Here is a 16,927-nt window from a genome sequence, read left to right as displayed (position 1 = left end):
ACTAATCGCTTACCACCGACGGATTCGAAGCAATCCTCACCAGCGCCGGACGGAGAAGCTTGTCGCGAACCTTGTATCCGCGGCGAATCTCCTCCAATACCTGATGATCCGGGAACTCCTTGGTTTCAACACTTCCCAAAGCTTCATGAACCCGTGGATCGAACTGCGCCCCTGCACTCTCCACCGGAACCACATTCAGGGCCCGCAGAGCGTCTTCCATCTGCTTTAGAATCAGTTCTACACCGGTTCGCAGCTGCTCAGCCGATCCGTCCGACTTCAGCGCTAGCTGGAAGTTGTCCATCACACCCAGAAACGGTTCGACGGTACTCGAAACCGTGTAATCGCGCACATCCTGGCGTTCCTTGGCTTCGCGCTTGCGGGCATTGTCGAACTCCGCCTGCAGCCGCGCCAGCCGATCCAGAAGCTGATCGCGCTCACCCTTTACCTGCTCCAGCTCCGCCTGCGCCGAAGCCACCTCCTGCACCGGCTCCTCCGGAAGGCGGGTGACAACTTCTCCCTCCTGCACGGCCTGTACAGTCGTCTCGTCCTGCATGGAATTATGTCTCCTCATTGTCGTTTCCTCATCTATTATCGCCGATCGCGCAAGCCTCGGGATACCGGCAAGGAGCCGGTTACAGCGGCAGCGACATCAAAGGTGACAAAGTCCTTCGATTCACCCCGATGCAGGGACAATCCGGTCGAAGACGCGGGAGAGGTAGCTTACCGCGTTCATCGTGTTTTCGTAATCCATCCTCTTGGAGCCGATCACGCCAATGGTTCCTCGGCTCTCACCCGCCATCCTCGCCGGAGCTGCGATCAGCACCAGGCCCGCCATCTCCGGCGCCTGTTCTTCCAGATCGAAGATGACCCGCACGCTCTGCTGGCGCGCATCGATATAGGCATTCAGCAGATCCACCAGGCGCTGCTTGGCTTCGAGTGCGGCAAGCATCTCCCGCAGACGTTCGCCGTCGGTATTCGCGCTTACCAGGTTTGCCACGCCTTCCACGTAAACCGGAGGCATCGAAGCGTCGGTCTCCCGAACCGCCTTCACCCAGAGCTGTTGCACGGAGTTCAGCAGCTGCTGATACTCGCTTCGTTCCCGGTCCACCAGCTTCGCCAGCTCCGAGCGCACCTGCTCGATGCTCCAGCCCCGAAAGTGCTCGTTCAGAAAATTGGATGCGGTCTCCAGTTCCACCAGACTCAGATCCCGGTCCAGCGCCAGTACGCGATCCCGAACCACTCCTGATTTGGTCACGACCACGGCAAGAATGCTTGCGGGAGCCAGCCTCGAGAAGTGCACGTGTTCCAGCAGATCTCCTTCCGCAGCCGTCGCGACCGCCACTCCGACTCCACTCGAAAGCATTGCCAGCACATGTGAAGTTCTTTCGAGCACCGCCTGCGTGCCCGCGACTCCCACAAAGCTGGAATCGATCTGCCGGCGCGACTGCGCCGTCAACCGTCGCGCGCCGCCCCTGGGATGGGCTCCGCTGCTCAACTGCTCCACATACATCCGAAACGCCATCGCGGTCGGAATTCGCCCTGCAGACGTATGTGGTTGTTCGAGGAGTCCCGCTTCGGCCAGCTCCACCATCTCGTTCCGGATGGTCGCCGGACTCATACCGGAGCCTTCCTGGATTCGCAGCCGGGCGATGGTCCCGGAGCCCACAGGTTCTCCGGTCTCGATATAGCTCTCAATGATGGCCGTCAGAATAGCTCGCTGCCGAGCTGTAATCCGCCATGCATCTGCCATCATTCCCTCCCCCGCTTGAAACCAGTCTATCGTTCGCGTCAAGCGTGTCGGAGTTTCAGTTAACTGATCTCGAACACATTCTCATTTTTAGACGCAACCTGCTTCGCTTTGTCGGCAACCCGCTGAGCCATCGTGTAGACCTCCGAAGCCAACTTTGAGTCCGGGCCCGCCAGCGCGATCGGCAACCCCTTGTCGCCGCCTTCACGGATCGCAGGATTCAGCTCCAGCGCACCCAGAAAAGCCAGACCGAACTGCGCCGCTGTGCGCTCGGTTCCGCCGGCTCCGAAGACGTCGATGACCTCCCCCGAAGGCAGCGTCATCTGGGACATATTCTCGACCATCCCCAGAACCTCGACCTTCACCTGATGAAACATCTCCAGGGCCTTGCGGGCATCCTCAAGGGCCACGTTCGACCCGGTAGAAACCACCACCGCGCCGGTCAGCGGAACCGTCTGGACCAGGGAGATCACCACATCGCCGGTTCCCGGAGGAAGGTCAACGATCAGGAAGTCGAGCTCGCCCCATTCCACCTGTTGCAGGAACTGGCGAATGATCTGGTGCAGCATGGGTCCGCGCATCACCAGAGGCTTGTCTCCCGGCGAAATCAGCCCGATCGAGATGAACTTCACTCCATGAGCCAGGATCGGCTCAATGCGGTTTTCGCCTACGACGTTCGGCTGGCGCGTCGTTCCCATCATCGTCGGGACGTTCGGCCCGTAGATATCCGCATCGATCAGCCCGACCTTGTACCCAAGTTTGGCCAGCGCCACCGAAAGATTGACCGCTACCGTCGTCTTTCCTACACCACCCTTGCCGCTACCGACCGCTACAACGTGCGCCACGCCCGGCAAAGGCTGCGGCGCCGGCGGAACTCCTGCTCCCATATGTCCCATAACGAATCCTTTCCTAAAGCTTCAAATGTGCCACTCGTCTCCGAGTGCGGCACGGATCTCTTTCTTGCGCTGCGTCTCGCCGGCGCGCATCTCGCGTCGGCGTCCTGCATCTTCGTACCGGCGCTTCTGGTGCTCGGTCTCCGGAATGACCTGGGGAACCACGATCCTGGTCCCGTCTTTCTCTACGGCTACATAGGTCAGATACGCCGACGAGACATGCCGCATCCGGTTGTGGCGTACATCTTCGACCATTGCCTTCACCCCAACCTCCATCGAGGTCCGGTAAGCGCGGTTTACGCTCGCCTTCAGGATCAGCAGGTCGCCCACGCGAACCGGGGCGACAAAGTCCAGATGGTCCATGCTCGCGGTCACCGTAATGGCCCGCGCATGCCGGCTTGCGGCCATCGCACCTACCAGATCGATGTATTGCATCAGCCTGCCTCCGAAGAGGTTGCCCAGCGCATTGGCATCTGACGGAAAGATGATCTCACTGCGTTCGGACCGCGATTCCGCCACCGTTCTTGCCACAACGACTTCGCTCATTCTTCCCAGTGTAAATCTTCAAGCGGCTTGCCAACTTGGCACAGTCCATCGCAACATCAACGCATGGACAGAATCGCCCTCCTCACCCAGGTGCTCGAACAGAACCCCTCCGACGCCTTCGCCCGCTACGGCCTCGCCATGGCCCATCTCTCTGACGGCAACATCGAAGATGCTCTCTCGGAGTTCTCCACAATCGTCCAGCAGAATCCTGACTACGTTCCCGCCTACCAGATGTCCGCCCAGACGCTTGCGAAGCAGGGCCGCACCGACGAGGCGATTGAGCGCCTGCACAGCGGCATCTCGGCCGCCAAGCGCACCGGCAATCCTCACGCGCTGGCCGAGATGGAGGGTCTGCGGGATGACCTAAGCCGCTGAATCCACATCGAACCCGCCATGCCAGTTACCCTCCGCTGGGAACAGATCGCAATTCGCATTCTGCTGGCGGCGGCAGGCGTCAAAGGACACATACAACCGGAGACACCTCACCTGGTACGCGAACTTACGGCCTACCTGCCTCTCTTCGCTCTGTCGCGGCTGAAATCACCCTGTCGAACCTTTCCCCACCTCCAAACATCTATACTTCCTGTATGGCGAACCCCCTTCCTGCGACCCTCGGCGCTCTCCGTAACAGCGAATACACCCCCGAACGGCTTGCCCGCAGCGTCAAGGATGAGCTTCGCGAGAATCTCATTGCGCGGCTGAGGGCCAAAGAGACCATCTTCCCCGGCATCGTCGGCTACGAGGATACGGTCATTCCCCAGATCGTCAACGCAATCCTGTCGCGCCACAACTTTATTCTGCTTGGCCTGCGAGGCCAGGCAAAGTCACGCATCCTCCGCGCGCTGACCACGCTGCTTGATGCCCACACACCGTACGTCGCAGGCTCAGAGATTCACGACAATCCCTACGCACCCATCAGCAAGTACTCCCGCGACCTGATCGCGAAGCTGGGTGACCAAACCCAGATTGCATGGCTTACGCCGGACGAGCGTTTCGTCGAAAAGCTCGCCACCCCTGACGTTACCGTGGCCGACCTCGTAGGCGATATCGACCCCATCAAAGCCGCACGCTCGAACCAGGACCTCGGCTCCGAGCTGACCATGCACTACGGCCTCCTGCCACGCGCCAACCGCGGCATCTTCGCGATCAACGAGGTGCCTGACCTCGCCGGCAAGATCCAGGTCGCCCTCTTCAACATCATGCAGGAAGGCGACGTGCAGATTAAGGGTTACCCCGTACGGCTTCCCCTCGACGTCGCCATCGTCTTCAGCGCAAATCCCGAGGACTATACCGCCCGCGGCAAGATCGTTACTCCCCTCAAAGATCGCATCGGCTCGGAGATCCGAACCCACTACCCCGAGGACATCGAGGAAGGCATCCGCATCACCACGCAGGAGGCATGGTCCGCCAGGCCGGCGTCCAACATCGAGATTCCTCACTACATTCGCCAGGTAATCGAGCAGATCGCCTTCACCGCCCGCGAGGACAAAAAGGTCGACAAGCGTTCCGGTGTCTCCCAACGGCTTCCCATCAGCACCATGGAACTCGTCCTGTCGAACGCGGAGCGCCGCGCCCTGGTTCACGGGGAGCAGATCGTGGTCCCGCGCATCGGCGATATCTACACGGCACTGCCCGGAATAACCGGAAAGATCGAGCTTGAGTACGAGGGCGAGATGCGAGGTGCCGACACCGTCGTCCGCGAGATCATCCGCGCGTCCGTCGCCACCGTCTTCGACAAGTACTTTGCCGGAACCGACACGCAGCAGATCGAGCAGTGGTTCAATCTTGGAGGCACGGTACAGCTCAACGACGTGCAACCTGCCGCGGCCTCGCTCGCCGAACTCCAGCAGATCCAGGGCCTGCTCGAAAAGCTCTCGCCGCTGAGCGTCAACGGCAAATCCTCTCCGGAGACCACGGTGAGCGCAGCCGAGTTTCTCCTGGAGGGCATGACCGCCCACAAGCGCATCAGCCGCGCCGAAGAGCGGGTCTTCACTGCCGCGGAGAAGAAGCAGCGCGTCGATCAGGCATCCCAGTACGCTGAGCGCGCGAGAGAGCGCGAACAGGAAGAATACAATCCGAGAAACCGCACCCGGCGCGGCTTCAACTAGTGGGTCGATCCTCCTTTACTCGTTGAAGTGCGGCATGAGTCGGACGGTGTGTTCCGCAGACGAACTAGAATAGAAGTAGAGGGCTCTTATGAAGCGCGTCCGCTATACCAAGTTCACCGGCGACCTCTCCTCCAGCTTCGGTCTCGAAGACCTCATGCAGGCCCTCTCCGATTTCCTGCTCGATTCCGGCTTCAACGACCCCTACTCAAACTTCAGCGAATTCAACGACCAGACCCTTGAAAACCTGCGCGATGCCATCCGTCAGGCGCTTGAATCCGGTGAGCTCTTCGATGAGGAAGCGCAGGAGAAGTACGACACACTTGCGGAGGACCAGGTCGAGGAGCTGATCGACAAGATCATCCAGAAGATGCAGGAGCAGAACTTCATCAACGCCGAGACGCCCGACCAGGGTCAGGGCGACTTCGGCCAGGCCAACGAAAACGCGCGCTTCGAGGTAACCGACAAAGGCATGGACTTTCTCGGTTACAAGGCGCTGCGCGACCTGCTCGGACCGCTCGGGAAATCCAACTTCGGGCGTCACGATACGCGTCACGAGGCTGCCGGAGTCGAGATCAACGGCTCCTCCAAGCTGTACGAGTTCGGCGACACGCTGAACCTCGACGTCACCGCCACATTCTCCAGCGTCTTCGCGCGCGAAGGCATCAGAACCGCCGTCGAAGGCGAAGAGCACACCCCGCTCCACATCGAATACTCCGATCTTCATGTGCATCAATCGGACTATCAGTCCTCCTGCGCGACCGTCGTTCTTCTCGACTGCTCGCATTCGATGATTCTCTACGGCGAAGACCGTTTTACCCCCGCCAAGCGGGTCGCGATGGCCCTCTCGCACCTCATCCGAACGCAGTTTCCAGGCGACACGCTCAACCTCGTCCTCTTTCACGATACGGCTGAGGAGGTCCCTGTTTCGCAGCTCTCCCGGGTGAAGGTTGGCCCGCATTACACCAATACCCGCGACGGCCTCCGGCTGGCCCAGCGCATCCTGGCGAAGCAGAACAAGGATATGAAGCAGATCGTCATGATCACCGACGGGAAGCCCTCTGCCCTCACGCTCCCCGACGGTCGCATCTACAAAAATGCCTTTGGACTCGATCCGCTGGTGATCGAAGAGACGCTCGAAGAGGTCGCGCGGTGCAAGCGCGCCGGAATCATGATCAACACCTTCATGCTCGCCAACGACTTCGCACTCATGCAGTTCGTCCAGAAGGTCAGCGCGATGTGCCGGGGTAAGGCTTACTTCACCACTCCCCAGACCCTCGGCAACTACCTGCTGATGGATTTCATGTCCCGCCGGATGAAGACCGTACACTGACAGAATTCAGTACGCGCATTTGCGCAGCAGTTCCATAAAGAAGCCATGAACTGAAGCCGCTTCACGCGATACGGGTATTCTTCAGTCCCGCTCAGAGTGACGATTTGCTCTTCTCCAACCCAGCCTTCTCAGTCACGATACATTGGTCAGGTTATCTTCGAGTCTGAAGGGTGGCCAGGTGCGGAAGAAAACCTGGACACTTCGTTCAGGAATGAATTGACTCAGCCGGAGACAACCGCGAGCATCTCAGAGAGGATGGGTCTGATTGTTCTTGGAACCTATGGCACCTGAAGGAGCATTGGATGGAGTTTCATATTTCAAGATCTGTCCGCGAGCGAATAGATCTGGACGACCTGCTATTCAGCTTTACGGGGAACGTCGTTTTTGCGAACGTCACCGCCAGCCGCAAACTGGCAGAACGTCTGAAAGCTCTTGACAGTGCGGAAGGTCTGCCTGAAAAGACTGTGAGTGGCGCCGCACTCTTCGCCATGGGTCTGATCGACGAATTGAGTCACGCCCTCGTCGCAAAGTACCGGCAGACCACCGACCCTCTCGTTCTGAAAGAAGGGCTCCGCTACCTGGCTGGTGAGATTGGTCCAGAGCAACTGGATCGACTTCTTCTCCGCTTCACCGAACAATTTCCTGCTGTCGCAGTCTTCCGCAAGGAATTGACGGCGGAGGAATGGCTGAGGGGGCAGACGGACGGCTTGCCCAATCGCGAGGCGGCTTTTGAAGAGATGCTTCTGCTCTGGCTGGCAAACACCAACCCTGCCTTTGCGGTCTTCGATCTCCTCTTTGGGGATAAGGCGCTGAAGAACGAAACCGCCTATTCTGCGGCCACGTCCACCCTACCCAATTACTTCCGAACCCGACCCCCCGTCGAACCGGCTTTGGGATCACTGCTCAACGCATTAAGAGCACCGATGCTTGCGTCACCCGACTCCCTGACCGGTCAACTGGATTACATCCGGGAACACTGGGCTCCTGTTCTTGGCAAGGATCTTGCCCGGGTCTTGTTGGCTATCGACGTCCTGCGCGAAGAGGAGATCGCCGTCTGGATGCGATTTCACCCCGCGGGGCCGGTGTGGCATCGCCATGGTGACCCAGGGCGCGCAGACGAAGGCTTCGTTGGTGACGAATTTATCGGCTTTGAAGACGAATTCACCACCTTGGCGGACGGCACCAGGCGTCGGCGTTACGCCGCTGACTACCAGGCTCCGCTGCATGAGTATGAAGCCTTCAGTGCCGACCAGGCATGGATGCCGACGGTTGTACTTATTGCAAAGAACACCTATGTCTGGCTGGAACAGCTGTCGAAGAAATATGGACGTCACATCTATCGTCTCGATCAGATTCCTGATGAAGAACTTCAGTTGCTGGTAGATCGAGGCATCACGGGTCTCTGGTTGATCGGCCTTTGGGAGCGCAGTACCGCCTCCAGGACAATCAAGCGATTGCGCGGCAACCGCGACGCGGTTGCTTCCGCCTATTCGCTGAAGAACTACACCATCGCTCAGGACCTCGGCGGAGAAGCAGCGTACATGCACCTCAGAGATCACGCAGCCGCTGTCGGACTCAGGCTCGCCAGCGACATGGTGCCTAACCATATGGGCATCGATTCCGATTGGGTCATCGACCATCCGGACTGGTTCCTTTCACGCTCGGAGAGTCCCTTCCCGGTGTATCGCTTTGAGGGTCCCGACGTCTCGACCGATAGTAGAGTCGAAATCAAGATCGAAGACCATTACTACGACCATTCAGACGCTGCCGTGGTCTTCCGCCTTCGGCATCACTACGACGGCGCGACGCGGTATGTGTATCACGGCAACGATGGAACCACCTTCGCCTGGAACGACACCGCACAACTCGACTATTCCAAAGCCCACGTGCGAGAAAGCGTCATTCAGACAATTCTCGATGTAGCCCGACGTTTTCCGATCATTCGCTTCGACGCAGCGATGGTTCTGGCAAAACGTCATGTGCAGCGTCTCTGGTTTCCATTGCCCGGCACCGGCGGGTCCATCCCCTCACGAGCGGAAAACGCGATGTCGCAAGAGGCCTTCGATGCTCTCATGCCAAACGAGTTCTGGCGCGAAGTGGTAGACCGGGTAGCGAGAGAGGTTCCTGGAACTCTCCTGCTGGCCGAGGCCTTCTGGCTGCTCGAAGGCTACTTCGTTCGCACACTGGGCATGCATCGTGTCTACAACAGTGCGTTTATGAACATGCTGCGTGATGAAGAGAACGCCAAGTATCGCTCCTATCTGAAGAAGACTGTGGAGTTCGATCCCGACATCCTCAAGCGTTATGTCAACTTCATGAGCAATCCCGACGAGCGCACCGCTATCGACCAGTTCGGTTCGGGCGACAAATACTTTGGCGTCTCCGTGCTGCTTGCTACCCTGCCCGGCCTTCCCATGTTTGGTCACGGACAGATCGAAGGCTTTACCGAGCGGTATGGTATGGACTTCAAACAGGCTCGGCTGGACGAGAACCCGAATGAGGACCTGGTTGCCAGGCACCAGCATCTGATCGCTCCGTTACTCAAGAACCGTGCTCTCTTTGCAGAGAGCACGCACTTCCTGCTCTATGACTTCTGGCGCGATAACGGTACGGTCGACGAGAACGTCTTCGCTTATTCAAATCGCCACGGGCAAGAACGCGGAGTGATTCTCTACAACAACAGCTATCAATCAACCCATGGCACCATTCACTTCTCCGTGGGATTTCTCGAAAAGGCCGCAGGCTCCATGCAGCAAAAGAGCCTCGCCTCCGGACTCGACCTTCCGGATGACGATTCCATTGTGATCGCCTACATGGACAACGTTCTCGGACTGGAATACCTGCGCCGCGCAAAGGATCTCCGCGATCATGGCTTGACCCTGGGTCTCCGAGGCTATCAACATGTCGCGCTGCTCAAGTGGCGCGAGCTTCGGTCGACGGCCGCGCAGCCGTGGGATCGTCTCTGCGATGCACTCCATGGTTCCGGGGTGTATAGCATTGAAGAAGCGTTGTCGAGACTCCAGGTCAGGCCTCTTCTCGAAGCCCTGCGTGAGGCCGTATCACAGGAGAACATCGATGTCTTTGCCCGCCTTTCACATGAACATGAAATAGAGATACCAGGCGATCAGATCTCTGAGAAAGCTTCCCCGGTCCAGGTCGACCTCCACACCCCTCTTCAGAAGCAGGTGGAAACTCCGGATGGGGCCGCTGTCGAAAAGACTGAGGAGCGCGGCACAGCGAAGGTTGACTCGCGTCTCAACGACTTCTTCGATCATGCGTATCTGTTCAGGGACCGTGTTATGGAGCTCTCCGAATTGAACGGCGGGAGTTCTCCCCATCGTGTCGAGGGATTCGAAACTGCTTCACCCGCGAAAGATCGCGAATCGAAGACAGAAGGACAGAAGCAGGATACCTGCTCCCTGCTCGCAGCAGCCGCGCTGCATCTTCCTATGCTGGTTTCCGAATTCCCTGAAAGCTTGCGACCTGCGGCCAGCGCTGTACTCCCAAGCACCGACCCGAGACTTTCGCCCACCCAGAACTGGGCTCCCGTCATGGCGTGGCTGGTGTTTCAGAGTCTTCCGCCCAGCTTCTCTCCGCTCGAGGTCTTCGAGAGTGTCAACCTGCGGTGGGCGCTCGCAGAAACCTTCTCCTCCGTGGGATTGGAAGGGGAGACCGCCTGGAAGGCGGCGGCACAGGTCAGGGTGCAGCTGAAATTTACCGGCGATGAAGACTCCCGGAAGATTCTCCGGACGAAAGAGTTCTGGAAGGATCCCGATGTCCGCTGGCTGACTGGCGTAAATCTTGCATCCGGCATTGAATACATGAATAAGGAAAGGTTTGAAGAGCTTCTGTGCTGGTTCGAACTGCCGGCGCTGGTTGGGATAGCGGCTTCCGCTCCCCTTTTGCTGGAGGACGTGGCTCCGATCACCTCCGCAGTAAGGGAGCTGACAGCCCTGCTCCAGCGGAGCGGCTTTGAGTATCAGAAGTTTCTCCGACTCCTGGGTTCAACGGAGGGTTCAACGAAATTAGAGCCCCGGACTGGGAAACACCCTTGAGGACTGCGCGCGTGAGCCTTCGAGCCTGGGACAATCAAGCCTGCGGATTCAGCCAGTTGCGATGAGAAGTGCCACCCCTTCACGGAGGAGCGGAACTCCCGCTCCTACCTTTCCGTACCTTTGTTGCGTCATACTTGCCAGCGCACGAGCGCATATCGAAGGAGCTCCATGACCCCACAGGAACAGCAAATGCTTGAGGGCCTGATTCAGCGCGTCAATCAGACCCAGCTTCAGGAGAAAGACTTTGACGCCGAAGAGATGCTGCGACAGACGCTGGGACGCAATCCTGACGCGCTCTACATCCTCGCGCAGACCGTACTCGTCCAGCAATATGCGCTCGAACAGGCACAGAAGCAGCTTGAACAGCTTCGCCAGCAGCCGCCACAGCGCGCGACCAGCTTTCTGGGATCTCTGCTGGGCAGGACCGAGGAACCCGCACGCCCTGCTCCGCCGCCTCCGCCACCCCAATACTCACAGCCCCAGTACGCACAGCCCCAATACATGCCTGCTCCCGCCTACGGAGCTCCCCCGTCTGGCCAGTCCGGAGGCTTCCTCCGCTCAGCCATGCAGACCGCAACAGGCGTGGCCGCGGGCGCACTTGCATTCCAGGGCATTGAGAGCCTGATGCACGGTTTTGGCAACTCGGCTGGTTACGGCCCGGGTTTCGGTAGTTTCGGAGATTCGGAACGTCCCGAGGTCATCAATAACTACTACGGCGACGGCAGCGAACATCACAGCGAAGGCCAGCTCTCACCCGATATCGAAGACCGCCGGGGGGAATCTGCCTTCTCCCAGGCCGTCGATAACAATGACCATGGCAACAAGTTCATGGACACCGGCAACTCAACCGATGACACCACCGATAACTTCGCCGACGACTCTAACTTTGACGACGGTTCCAACTTCGGCGATGACTTCGATTCGGGCGGCGACGACAGCAGCTTCTAGCCGTCAATTGCCTTCCTTGTCCTTATCTTTGTGCTTGAGTGCCAGGCCAAATTTAGGTGCCCCGCGGGAGCCGCTGATCTTCACCGGAATTTCGGCTCCCGCACCGTTCTTTCTGAAAAATGGGTCGACCGGCTTCAGCAGCCACGATTTCCACCAGGTAGCCACCATGTTCGATAACGCAGCCTTGGTTCTTACCTTGCCGTCGAAATCCAGCTCATTGCCATCCAGCGAATAAACACCCGCGAGATTGATGTCCGCTCCCGGCAGGGCATAAGCAAGACGGTTGAAGTGAAGCTTCCCTCTCCCCATCCCAAACTGCCCTGTCATCAAAGAGCTCACATCCTCCGCGCCCGGCTTCGCCTGCTTCGCCTCGCCCTGTGCGCGAAGGCTCATCATATCCACCTTGTCCTGCCACTCGGGATTTACGAAGTGAATGGAGCGAAGCGTGAAGTGGCCATTCAATCCGATCTTTTGGGTCACACTCTCCTTCCCAGGATGGATTGTCAGCTTCGTCTTCATGTTCAGTCGCCCGGTCATGATCGCTGGCTGAGCCTTGACCGCCAATTCGAGGAAGTCCTGAATCCTTCCATTCGGCACGTCCACATCCAGGTTGATCTGGTGTCCCTTCCCCTTGATGTTGATCACCTCGCCCCTGCAGGTGAACTCCGAATCCCCCAGCTTCGCCTCGACAGGCTGCAGATACGTATCGCCACTGGTGCCATCCACGATCGCATGAAATTTTGTGTGCAGGGGCATCGGATGATGAGCCGTGTCGAGCGAGAAGTCCGGCGTCTCCGTCGTTCCGTCCACAACGATCCGATTCAACTGTCCGTTGAATTCTCCAACCGATGACAGAATTCCGGCAATGCCCTTGATCGTGTTTAGATCGGCGCGATCGAAGGTATATTTGCCCGTTACCGCTGAATCTCCAGGACTCTCATTGACCCACGGGCCAAAGGTTCCAACCGCGTGGATATTCCCGGTCGGAACGGCGTTGACCAGCGTAGCGTCATACCGCCAGGGATCGTTCGGCCCCACGTTGTGCATCACAATGTGTTTCAGGGCGAACTTTTTGGGATCCTTATCCGGCTTCATCGTTCCGATGATCAGCTTGGAATCGTCAAAGTCAATCTGATCGACCACGATCTTGATCTTCCCGGCACGGCGATCGCGCTTCGGCCCCTGCTGGCGCATCTCGCGGGGAGGAATGCTGATCGTCATCCCCGAAACCTTCACGGTCCCCACATGCATCGGCTTCTGGAACAACCCCATGACGTTTACATGAAATGCAAAACGTTCGAGGGAGATCAATGGCGCCTTTGCTCCGGCATCCACGACACCATCGGGTGGGAAGATGCGCAATCCGTCACCCGCAACTTCGAGTCCGCTCAGCACCGACACATGCAACTTATCCATCTCCACCCGGCTGTCGAACCGCGTTGCGAGCGTCTCCACAATCCGTCCCCGCAGGATCGGTTCCGCGCGATGAAGCATCACTTCCAAGGTCGCTGCAAAGCCAATAACGACGAACAGCAGAGCGATTGCGATCCTGCCCCAGAAACCTCGCCGCTTGCTAGGCGCGGGGCCAGAGGTTTGTTTTGTGTCGTGCTTAACATCCTTCACATTCAGTTGGATGCATAGAATTAGCACACCGTTAGCCCTTAATTTGAGGGGCGATTTCTGTGACAAACGGTAGAAGGAAAACTGTTACCCTTCTCCACACCTCGTATCTAACGAGGCAGACAGAGGAGGCATCTTTGCCCCTCTCAAAATAAGGAGACTCCATGAAGAACTCTTTCAAGGCTATGATGTTGAGCGCTGCCGTCACGGGATTGCTCAGTGGTTCCACTACCCCCCTGCACGCTTCGAGCAGCCATGATGGCGCACAACTGGGACAGGCGGCGCTTGTCTCTTCCTCGATGATGGCGCAGGACACCGACAAGCACTCTTGTAAAGGCAAGAACGACTGTAAAGGCAAGGGCGGCTGCAAGGCCGGCGACAACGGCTGCAAGGGCAAGAACAGCTGCAAGGGCAAGGGTGGCTGCGCAACGGACGGCTCCAAGCACTAAGACGACATCGGCTGCGCTGTATCGCCGTGAGCCTCATCGCCGCGGCGATACAGCCTGCCTTCCTGTGGAGGACCAAGGAATGCCAGCAAATCGCTTCAACGCATTTACGGACTATGGCGTTGGCATCGGACTTCGCGTGCCGCATTATCGCCATATCCTCGAGAAGAAGCCGGTCGTCGACTGGTTCGAGATCATCTCCGAGAACTACATGGTCGATGCCGGTCGCCCGCTCACGGTTCTTGACAGCATCCTCGATCAATATCGTGTCGTGCAACACGGCGTCTCCATGTACTTCGGCTCTGCCGAGCCCCACTCGCGTGAGCATCTCCGCCGGCTGAAGGCCTTGGTTCGCCGCACCAACACTCCCTGGCTCTCTGACCATCTCTGCTGGGGCTCGGTCGATGGAACCTACACCCACGACCTTCTGCCTATGCCCTACACCTTCGAGGCCGCCCACCTCACCGCCGAAAAAATCCGCCAGGCCCAAGACTTCCTTGAGGTCCCCATCGCTGTCGAGAATGTCTCCAGCTATGCCGAATTTCACGTCTCCCAGATGACCGAATGGGAGTTCCTCAACGAGGTCGTCGAACAGGCCGACTGTGGCATTCTTCTCGACGTCAATAACATCTACGTCTCGTCGCAGAACCACAACTTCGACCCGCATACCTACGTCGACAGCGTGCCCGCCGAGCGCGTCGCACAGATCCACATCGCCGGACATTCGAAGTTCGAGAAATACATCCTCGACACTCACGATCATCCCGTGCTCGATCCTGTCTGGGGGCTCTACGCCCGCGCCATCGAGCGCTGCGGCCCCACCGCCACGCTGCTCGAGTGGGACGACTCCATTCCGTCCTTCGAGGAAGTTCACGCCGAAGCCCTCAAGGCGAACCGTTATCTCAATCCTCAGGCAGAGGCGGCGCCGCTGGCGGTGACGGCATGAACGCCCCCGAGCTGCATGCCCTGCAGCAGCGCATGGCCGCGGCCGTCATGCGTCCCCTCACCCGCAACGAACAGATGCGTCGCCGCGACGACGACAATCGCTCCCTTGCCGACGAGGCCTCTTCGTTCATCAAGCCGAACGACCGCCTCAGCTCCTTCGAACGCCTCGAAATCTACAACCGGCAGTATTGGTTCCGAGTCTTCTCCTCCTTCGACGAAGATTTTCCCGGCCTCAAGTCGATCGTCGGAACGCGCAAGTTCGAACGCCTCATGCGCGCCTATCTTGAAGCCCATCCTTCGCGCTCCTTTACACTGCGCAACCTCGGCTCTTCCCTCCCCGCATGGCTTCGCGACAATCCAAAATATACCCAGCCCCGAACCGCGGAAGCCATCGCCATGGCGGATCTTGAGTGGGCGCACATTGAAGCTTTTGATAGCGAGCGGCGACAGCCCCTCACAACCGAAGAGATAGCATTGCTTGACGATCTTTCTCTTCTCTCCCTGCAGCCTTACGTCAAGCTCGTCGAAGCTCCAGCCGCCGTTGACGACGCTCTGATCGCTGTACGTGACGCCTCTCAAGGAGCGGGAGCACAGGCTTCCAATGCAGTCGGCATTCATCTGGTTCGTCGCACGCGTTCCCGTAAACTCGTGCCCGGCCAGATCTATCTCGCCGTCCACCGTCACGAGGACTCGGTCTACTATAAGCGTCTGGCGCGCGAAGACTACCTTCTGCTCCGCGCCTTCGAAGACGGCGCAAACCTCGGAGAAGCCATTGAGGCTGCTTTCGCCAACAGCACCTTGTCCGAATCGGATCGTGCGGCCCACATTCAATCTTCGTTCCACTACCTTATGCAGATGGGCTGGCTCTGCACACCTCTCGCAACGGAGCCCCGATGAAGCCCCTTACCCGTCTCGCCTCCGCCCACGCCGCACTCTGCAACATCGCTGAGAAACTCTGCTCGCCGGTGTTGCTCTTCGTCCGTCTCTACTGGGGATGGCAGTTCGCCCAGACCGGCTGGGGCAAGCTGCACCATCAGGCGAAGGTAGTTGACTTCTTCACCTCGCTGAACATCCCTTTTCCCGCTCTGAACGCACATTTTGTCTCCGGCCTCGAGTTCTTCGGGGGTATTCTGCTTATCCTCGGGCTCTTCTCGCGTCCTATTGCTTTTTTGCTCAGCTGCTCAATGTTCGTAGCGTTTTGGACTGCGGAGCGCGAAGCATTCCTCGCCATCTTCAGCGACTCGGAAAAGTTCTATAAAGCAGACGCTTATACCTTCCTCGCTGCCGCGATCCTCATCTTTGCCTTCGGCCCCGGCCTCTTCTCGCTCGACGCTTTGATCGCCAGAAGATTCCGCCCTTACATGCACACCGTGGGCAAAACACACTGGGAAACGGATGCAGTCTCTGGATAACGAGAGAAACGAGGCGGCCATGATTGCGGAAGTCCTCGCTGGTCAAACCGAGGCCTTCCATGAGCTCATCCGCCCCTACGAGCGCAGCGTTTACCTTATGGCGCTCTCTCTTTTGCACAACGAAGCCGAGGCCGAAGACGCCGCGCAGGAGGCCTTCATCAAGGCCTATCGCAATCTCGCTCGCTTCCGCTCCGAGTCGCGCTTCAGCACCTGGCTCATCGCCATCGCCCTCAACGAGGCGCGAGCCCGTTTGCGCCGCAAGCAACCCGGCCTTACAGACTCCATCGACGACACCGAAGGTCCCGTCGTCCCGGCCCAGCTCACCGACTGGCGCGAGATTCCCTCCGAGACCCTCGAGCGCCAGGAAGTTCGTTCCCTCATTCGCCGCGCCCTCTCCGCTCTTCCGCTCGCCTATCGCGAGGTCTTCGTCCTCCGCGAGCTTGAAGAACGCAATGTGAAGGAGACAGCCGAAACCCTCGGCATCACCGTCGCGTCTGTCAAAATGAGACTTCACCGCGCCCGCATGATGCTGCAGAAGCAACTCGCTCCTCAGCTCCTCAGCACAGCTCCGCAGCGCCGAAGGAGGTTCCCATGGTTCTGAACTGCCGCCATGTCTGGGAATATATCTCCGGTTATCTGGACAACACCCTCGACGCCGAGATCCGCGCCGACGTAGAGCATCACCTCGAACACTGTGAGATCTGCTCGGCGATTCTCGATTCCACCCGCAACATCCTTATCCTTACCGCCGACGATCGCGTCTTCGAGCTCCCCCTCGGCTACAGCGAACGCCTTCACGCACGCCTGGCAGCCGCCATGCTTGAGATTCCGTCATCGACCGAATACGAGGAAGAAGAACCACCCTCGTAAATCATCG

General features: G+C 58.6%; 16 protein-coding genes. 11 read left to right on the top strand and 5 right to left on the bottom strand.

Features of this window, described 5'->3' with window-relative positions:
* Position 1 precedes the first annotated feature (1 nt).
* From BDD14_RS21700 to BDD14_RS21685, 4 genes are all read right to left on the bottom strand, one after another.
* Positions 2 to 571 carry a nucleotide exchange factor GrpE gene (locus BDD14_RS21700; RefSeq protein WP_130421177.1) on the bottom strand — a complete coding sequence of 190 codons (570 nt, stop codon included), beginning with the start codon at positions 569 to 571 and terminating at the stop codon, positions 2 to 4.
* Positions 572 to 673: 102 nt separating this feature from the next.
* Positions 674 to 1,750, bottom strand: a complete 1,077-nt coding sequence (gene hrcA / locus BDD14_RS21695; protein WP_130423459.1) for a heat-inducible transcriptional repressor HrcA — start codon at positions 1,748 to 1,750, stop codon at positions 674 to 676.
* 59 nt (positions 1,751 to 1,809) lie between these two features.
* Positions 1,810 to 2,643, bottom strand: coding sequence for an Mrp/NBP35 family ATP-binding protein (locus BDD14_RS21690; protein ID WP_130421175.1), 834 nt, complete (start codon positions 2,641 to 2,643; stop codon positions 1,810 to 1,812).
* Between the two features lie 21 nt (positions 2,644 to 2,664).
* Positions 2,665 to 3,186, bottom strand: a complete 522-nt coding sequence (locus BDD14_RS21685; RefSeq protein ID WP_130421173.1) for an acyl-CoA thioesterase — start codon at positions 3,184 to 3,186, stop codon at positions 2,665 to 2,667.
* 63 nt (positions 3,187 to 3,249) lie between these two features.
* Here BDD14_RS21685 and BDD14_RS21680 point away from each other — a divergent pair, with 63 nt between their 5' ends.
* The 5 genes from BDD14_RS21680 (at position 3,250) to BDD14_RS21660 (ending at position 11,627) form a co-directional block, all read left to right on the top strand.
* Positions 3,250 to 3,561, top strand: a complete 312-nt coding sequence (locus tag BDD14_RS21680; RefSeq protein ID WP_130421171.1) for a tetratricopeptide repeat protein — start codon at positions 3,250 to 3,252, stop codon at positions 3,559 to 3,561.
* A 212-nt stretch (positions 3,562 to 3,773) separates the two neighbouring features.
* Entirely contained in the window at positions 3,774 to 5,294 is a 1,521-nt protein-coding gene (locus BDD14_RS21675; RefSeq protein ID WP_130421169.1) for a sigma 54-interacting transcriptional regulator, read from the top strand.
* Positions 5,295 to 5,382: 88 nt separating this feature from the next.
* Positions 5,383 to 6,624, top strand: a complete 1,242-nt coding sequence (locus BDD14_RS21670) for a vWA domain-containing protein (RefSeq protein WP_130421167.1) — start codon at positions 5,383 to 5,385, stop codon at positions 6,622 to 6,624.
* 302 nt (positions 6,625 to 6,926) lie between these two features.
* Entirely contained in the window at positions 6,927 to 10,679 is a 3,753-nt protein-coding gene (locus tag BDD14_RS21665) for an alpha-amylase family protein (protein ID WP_130421165.1), read from the top strand.
* 168 nt (positions 10,680 to 10,847) lie between these two features.
* Positions 10,848 to 11,627 carry a DUF2076 domain-containing protein gene (locus BDD14_RS21660; RefSeq protein WP_130421163.1) on the top strand — a complete coding sequence of 260 codons (780 nt, stop codon included), beginning with the start codon at positions 10,848 to 10,850 and terminating at the stop codon, positions 11,625 to 11,627.
* 3 nt (positions 11,628 to 11,630) lie between these two features.
* On the opposite strand, the gene BDD14_RS21655 is transcribed toward BDD14_RS21660, so the two are convergent.
* The gene (locus tag BDD14_RS21655) at positions 11,631 to 13,277 is read right to left on the bottom strand and encodes an AsmA-like C-terminal region-containing protein (protein ID WP_242618113.1); all 1,647 of its coding nucleotides are present in this window, start codon (positions 13,275 to 13,277) and stop codon (positions 11,631 to 11,633) included.
* A 134-nt stretch (positions 13,278 to 13,411) separates the two neighbouring features.
* Here BDD14_RS21655 and BDD14_RS21650 point away from each other — a divergent pair, with 134 nt between their 5' ends.
* The 6 genes from BDD14_RS21650 to BDD14_RS21625 all read left to right on the top strand — a co-directional run bounded on the left by BDD14_RS21650 (position 13,412) and on the right by BDD14_RS21625 (position 16,920).
* The gene (locus BDD14_RS21650; RefSeq protein ID WP_130421161.1) at positions 13,412 to 13,696 is read left to right on the top strand and encodes a hypothetical protein; all 285 of its coding nucleotides are present in this window, start codon (positions 13,412 to 13,414) and stop codon (positions 13,694 to 13,696) included.
* A 79-nt stretch (positions 13,697 to 13,775) separates the two neighbouring features.
* Positions 13,776 to 14,639: an MNIO family bufferin maturase gene (gene bufB / locus BDD14_RS21645; RefSeq protein WP_130421159.1), complete on the top strand. Its 864-nt coding sequence runs from the start codon at positions 13,776 to 13,778 to the stop codon at positions 14,637 to 14,639.
* Positions 14,636 to 15,535 carry an HvfC/BufC N-terminal domain-containing protein gene (locus tag BDD14_RS21640; protein WP_130421157.1) on the top strand — a complete coding sequence of 300 codons (900 nt, stop codon included), beginning with the start codon at positions 14,636 to 14,638 and terminating at the stop codon, positions 15,533 to 15,535. The genes bufB and BDD14_RS21640 overlap by 4 nt, the downstream gene beginning before the upstream one ends.
* Entirely contained in the window at positions 15,532 to 16,050 is a 519-nt protein-coding gene (locus BDD14_RS21635; protein WP_130421155.1) for a DoxX family protein, read from the top strand. The genes BDD14_RS21640 and BDD14_RS21635 overlap by 4 nt, the downstream gene beginning before the upstream one ends.
* Entirely contained in the window at positions 16,034 to 16,651 is a 618-nt protein-coding gene (locus BDD14_RS21630) for a sigma-70 family RNA polymerase sigma factor (RefSeq protein ID WP_130421153.1), read from the top strand. Before BDD14_RS21635 ends, BDD14_RS21630 begins: the two co-directional genes overlap by 17 nt.
* On the top strand, positions 16,642 to 16,920 hold the full coding sequence (locus tag BDD14_RS21625; RefSeq protein ID WP_130421151.1) for an anti-sigma factor family protein: 279 nt from the start codon (positions 16,642 to 16,644) through the stop codon (positions 16,918 to 16,920). Before BDD14_RS21630 ends, BDD14_RS21625 begins: the two co-directional genes overlap by 10 nt.
* The last annotated feature ends 7 nt before the right edge of the window (positions 16,921 to 16,927 follow it).

Origin of the sequence: Edaphobacter modestus (assembly GCF_004217555.1) — a bacterium.
Classification (GTDB): domain Bacteria; phylum Acidobacteriota; class Terriglobia; order Terriglobales; family Acidobacteriaceae; genus Edaphobacter; species Edaphobacter modestus.
Note: the sequence above shows the minus strand (reverse complement) of the source record. Positions and strands in the feature narration are given on the sequence as shown.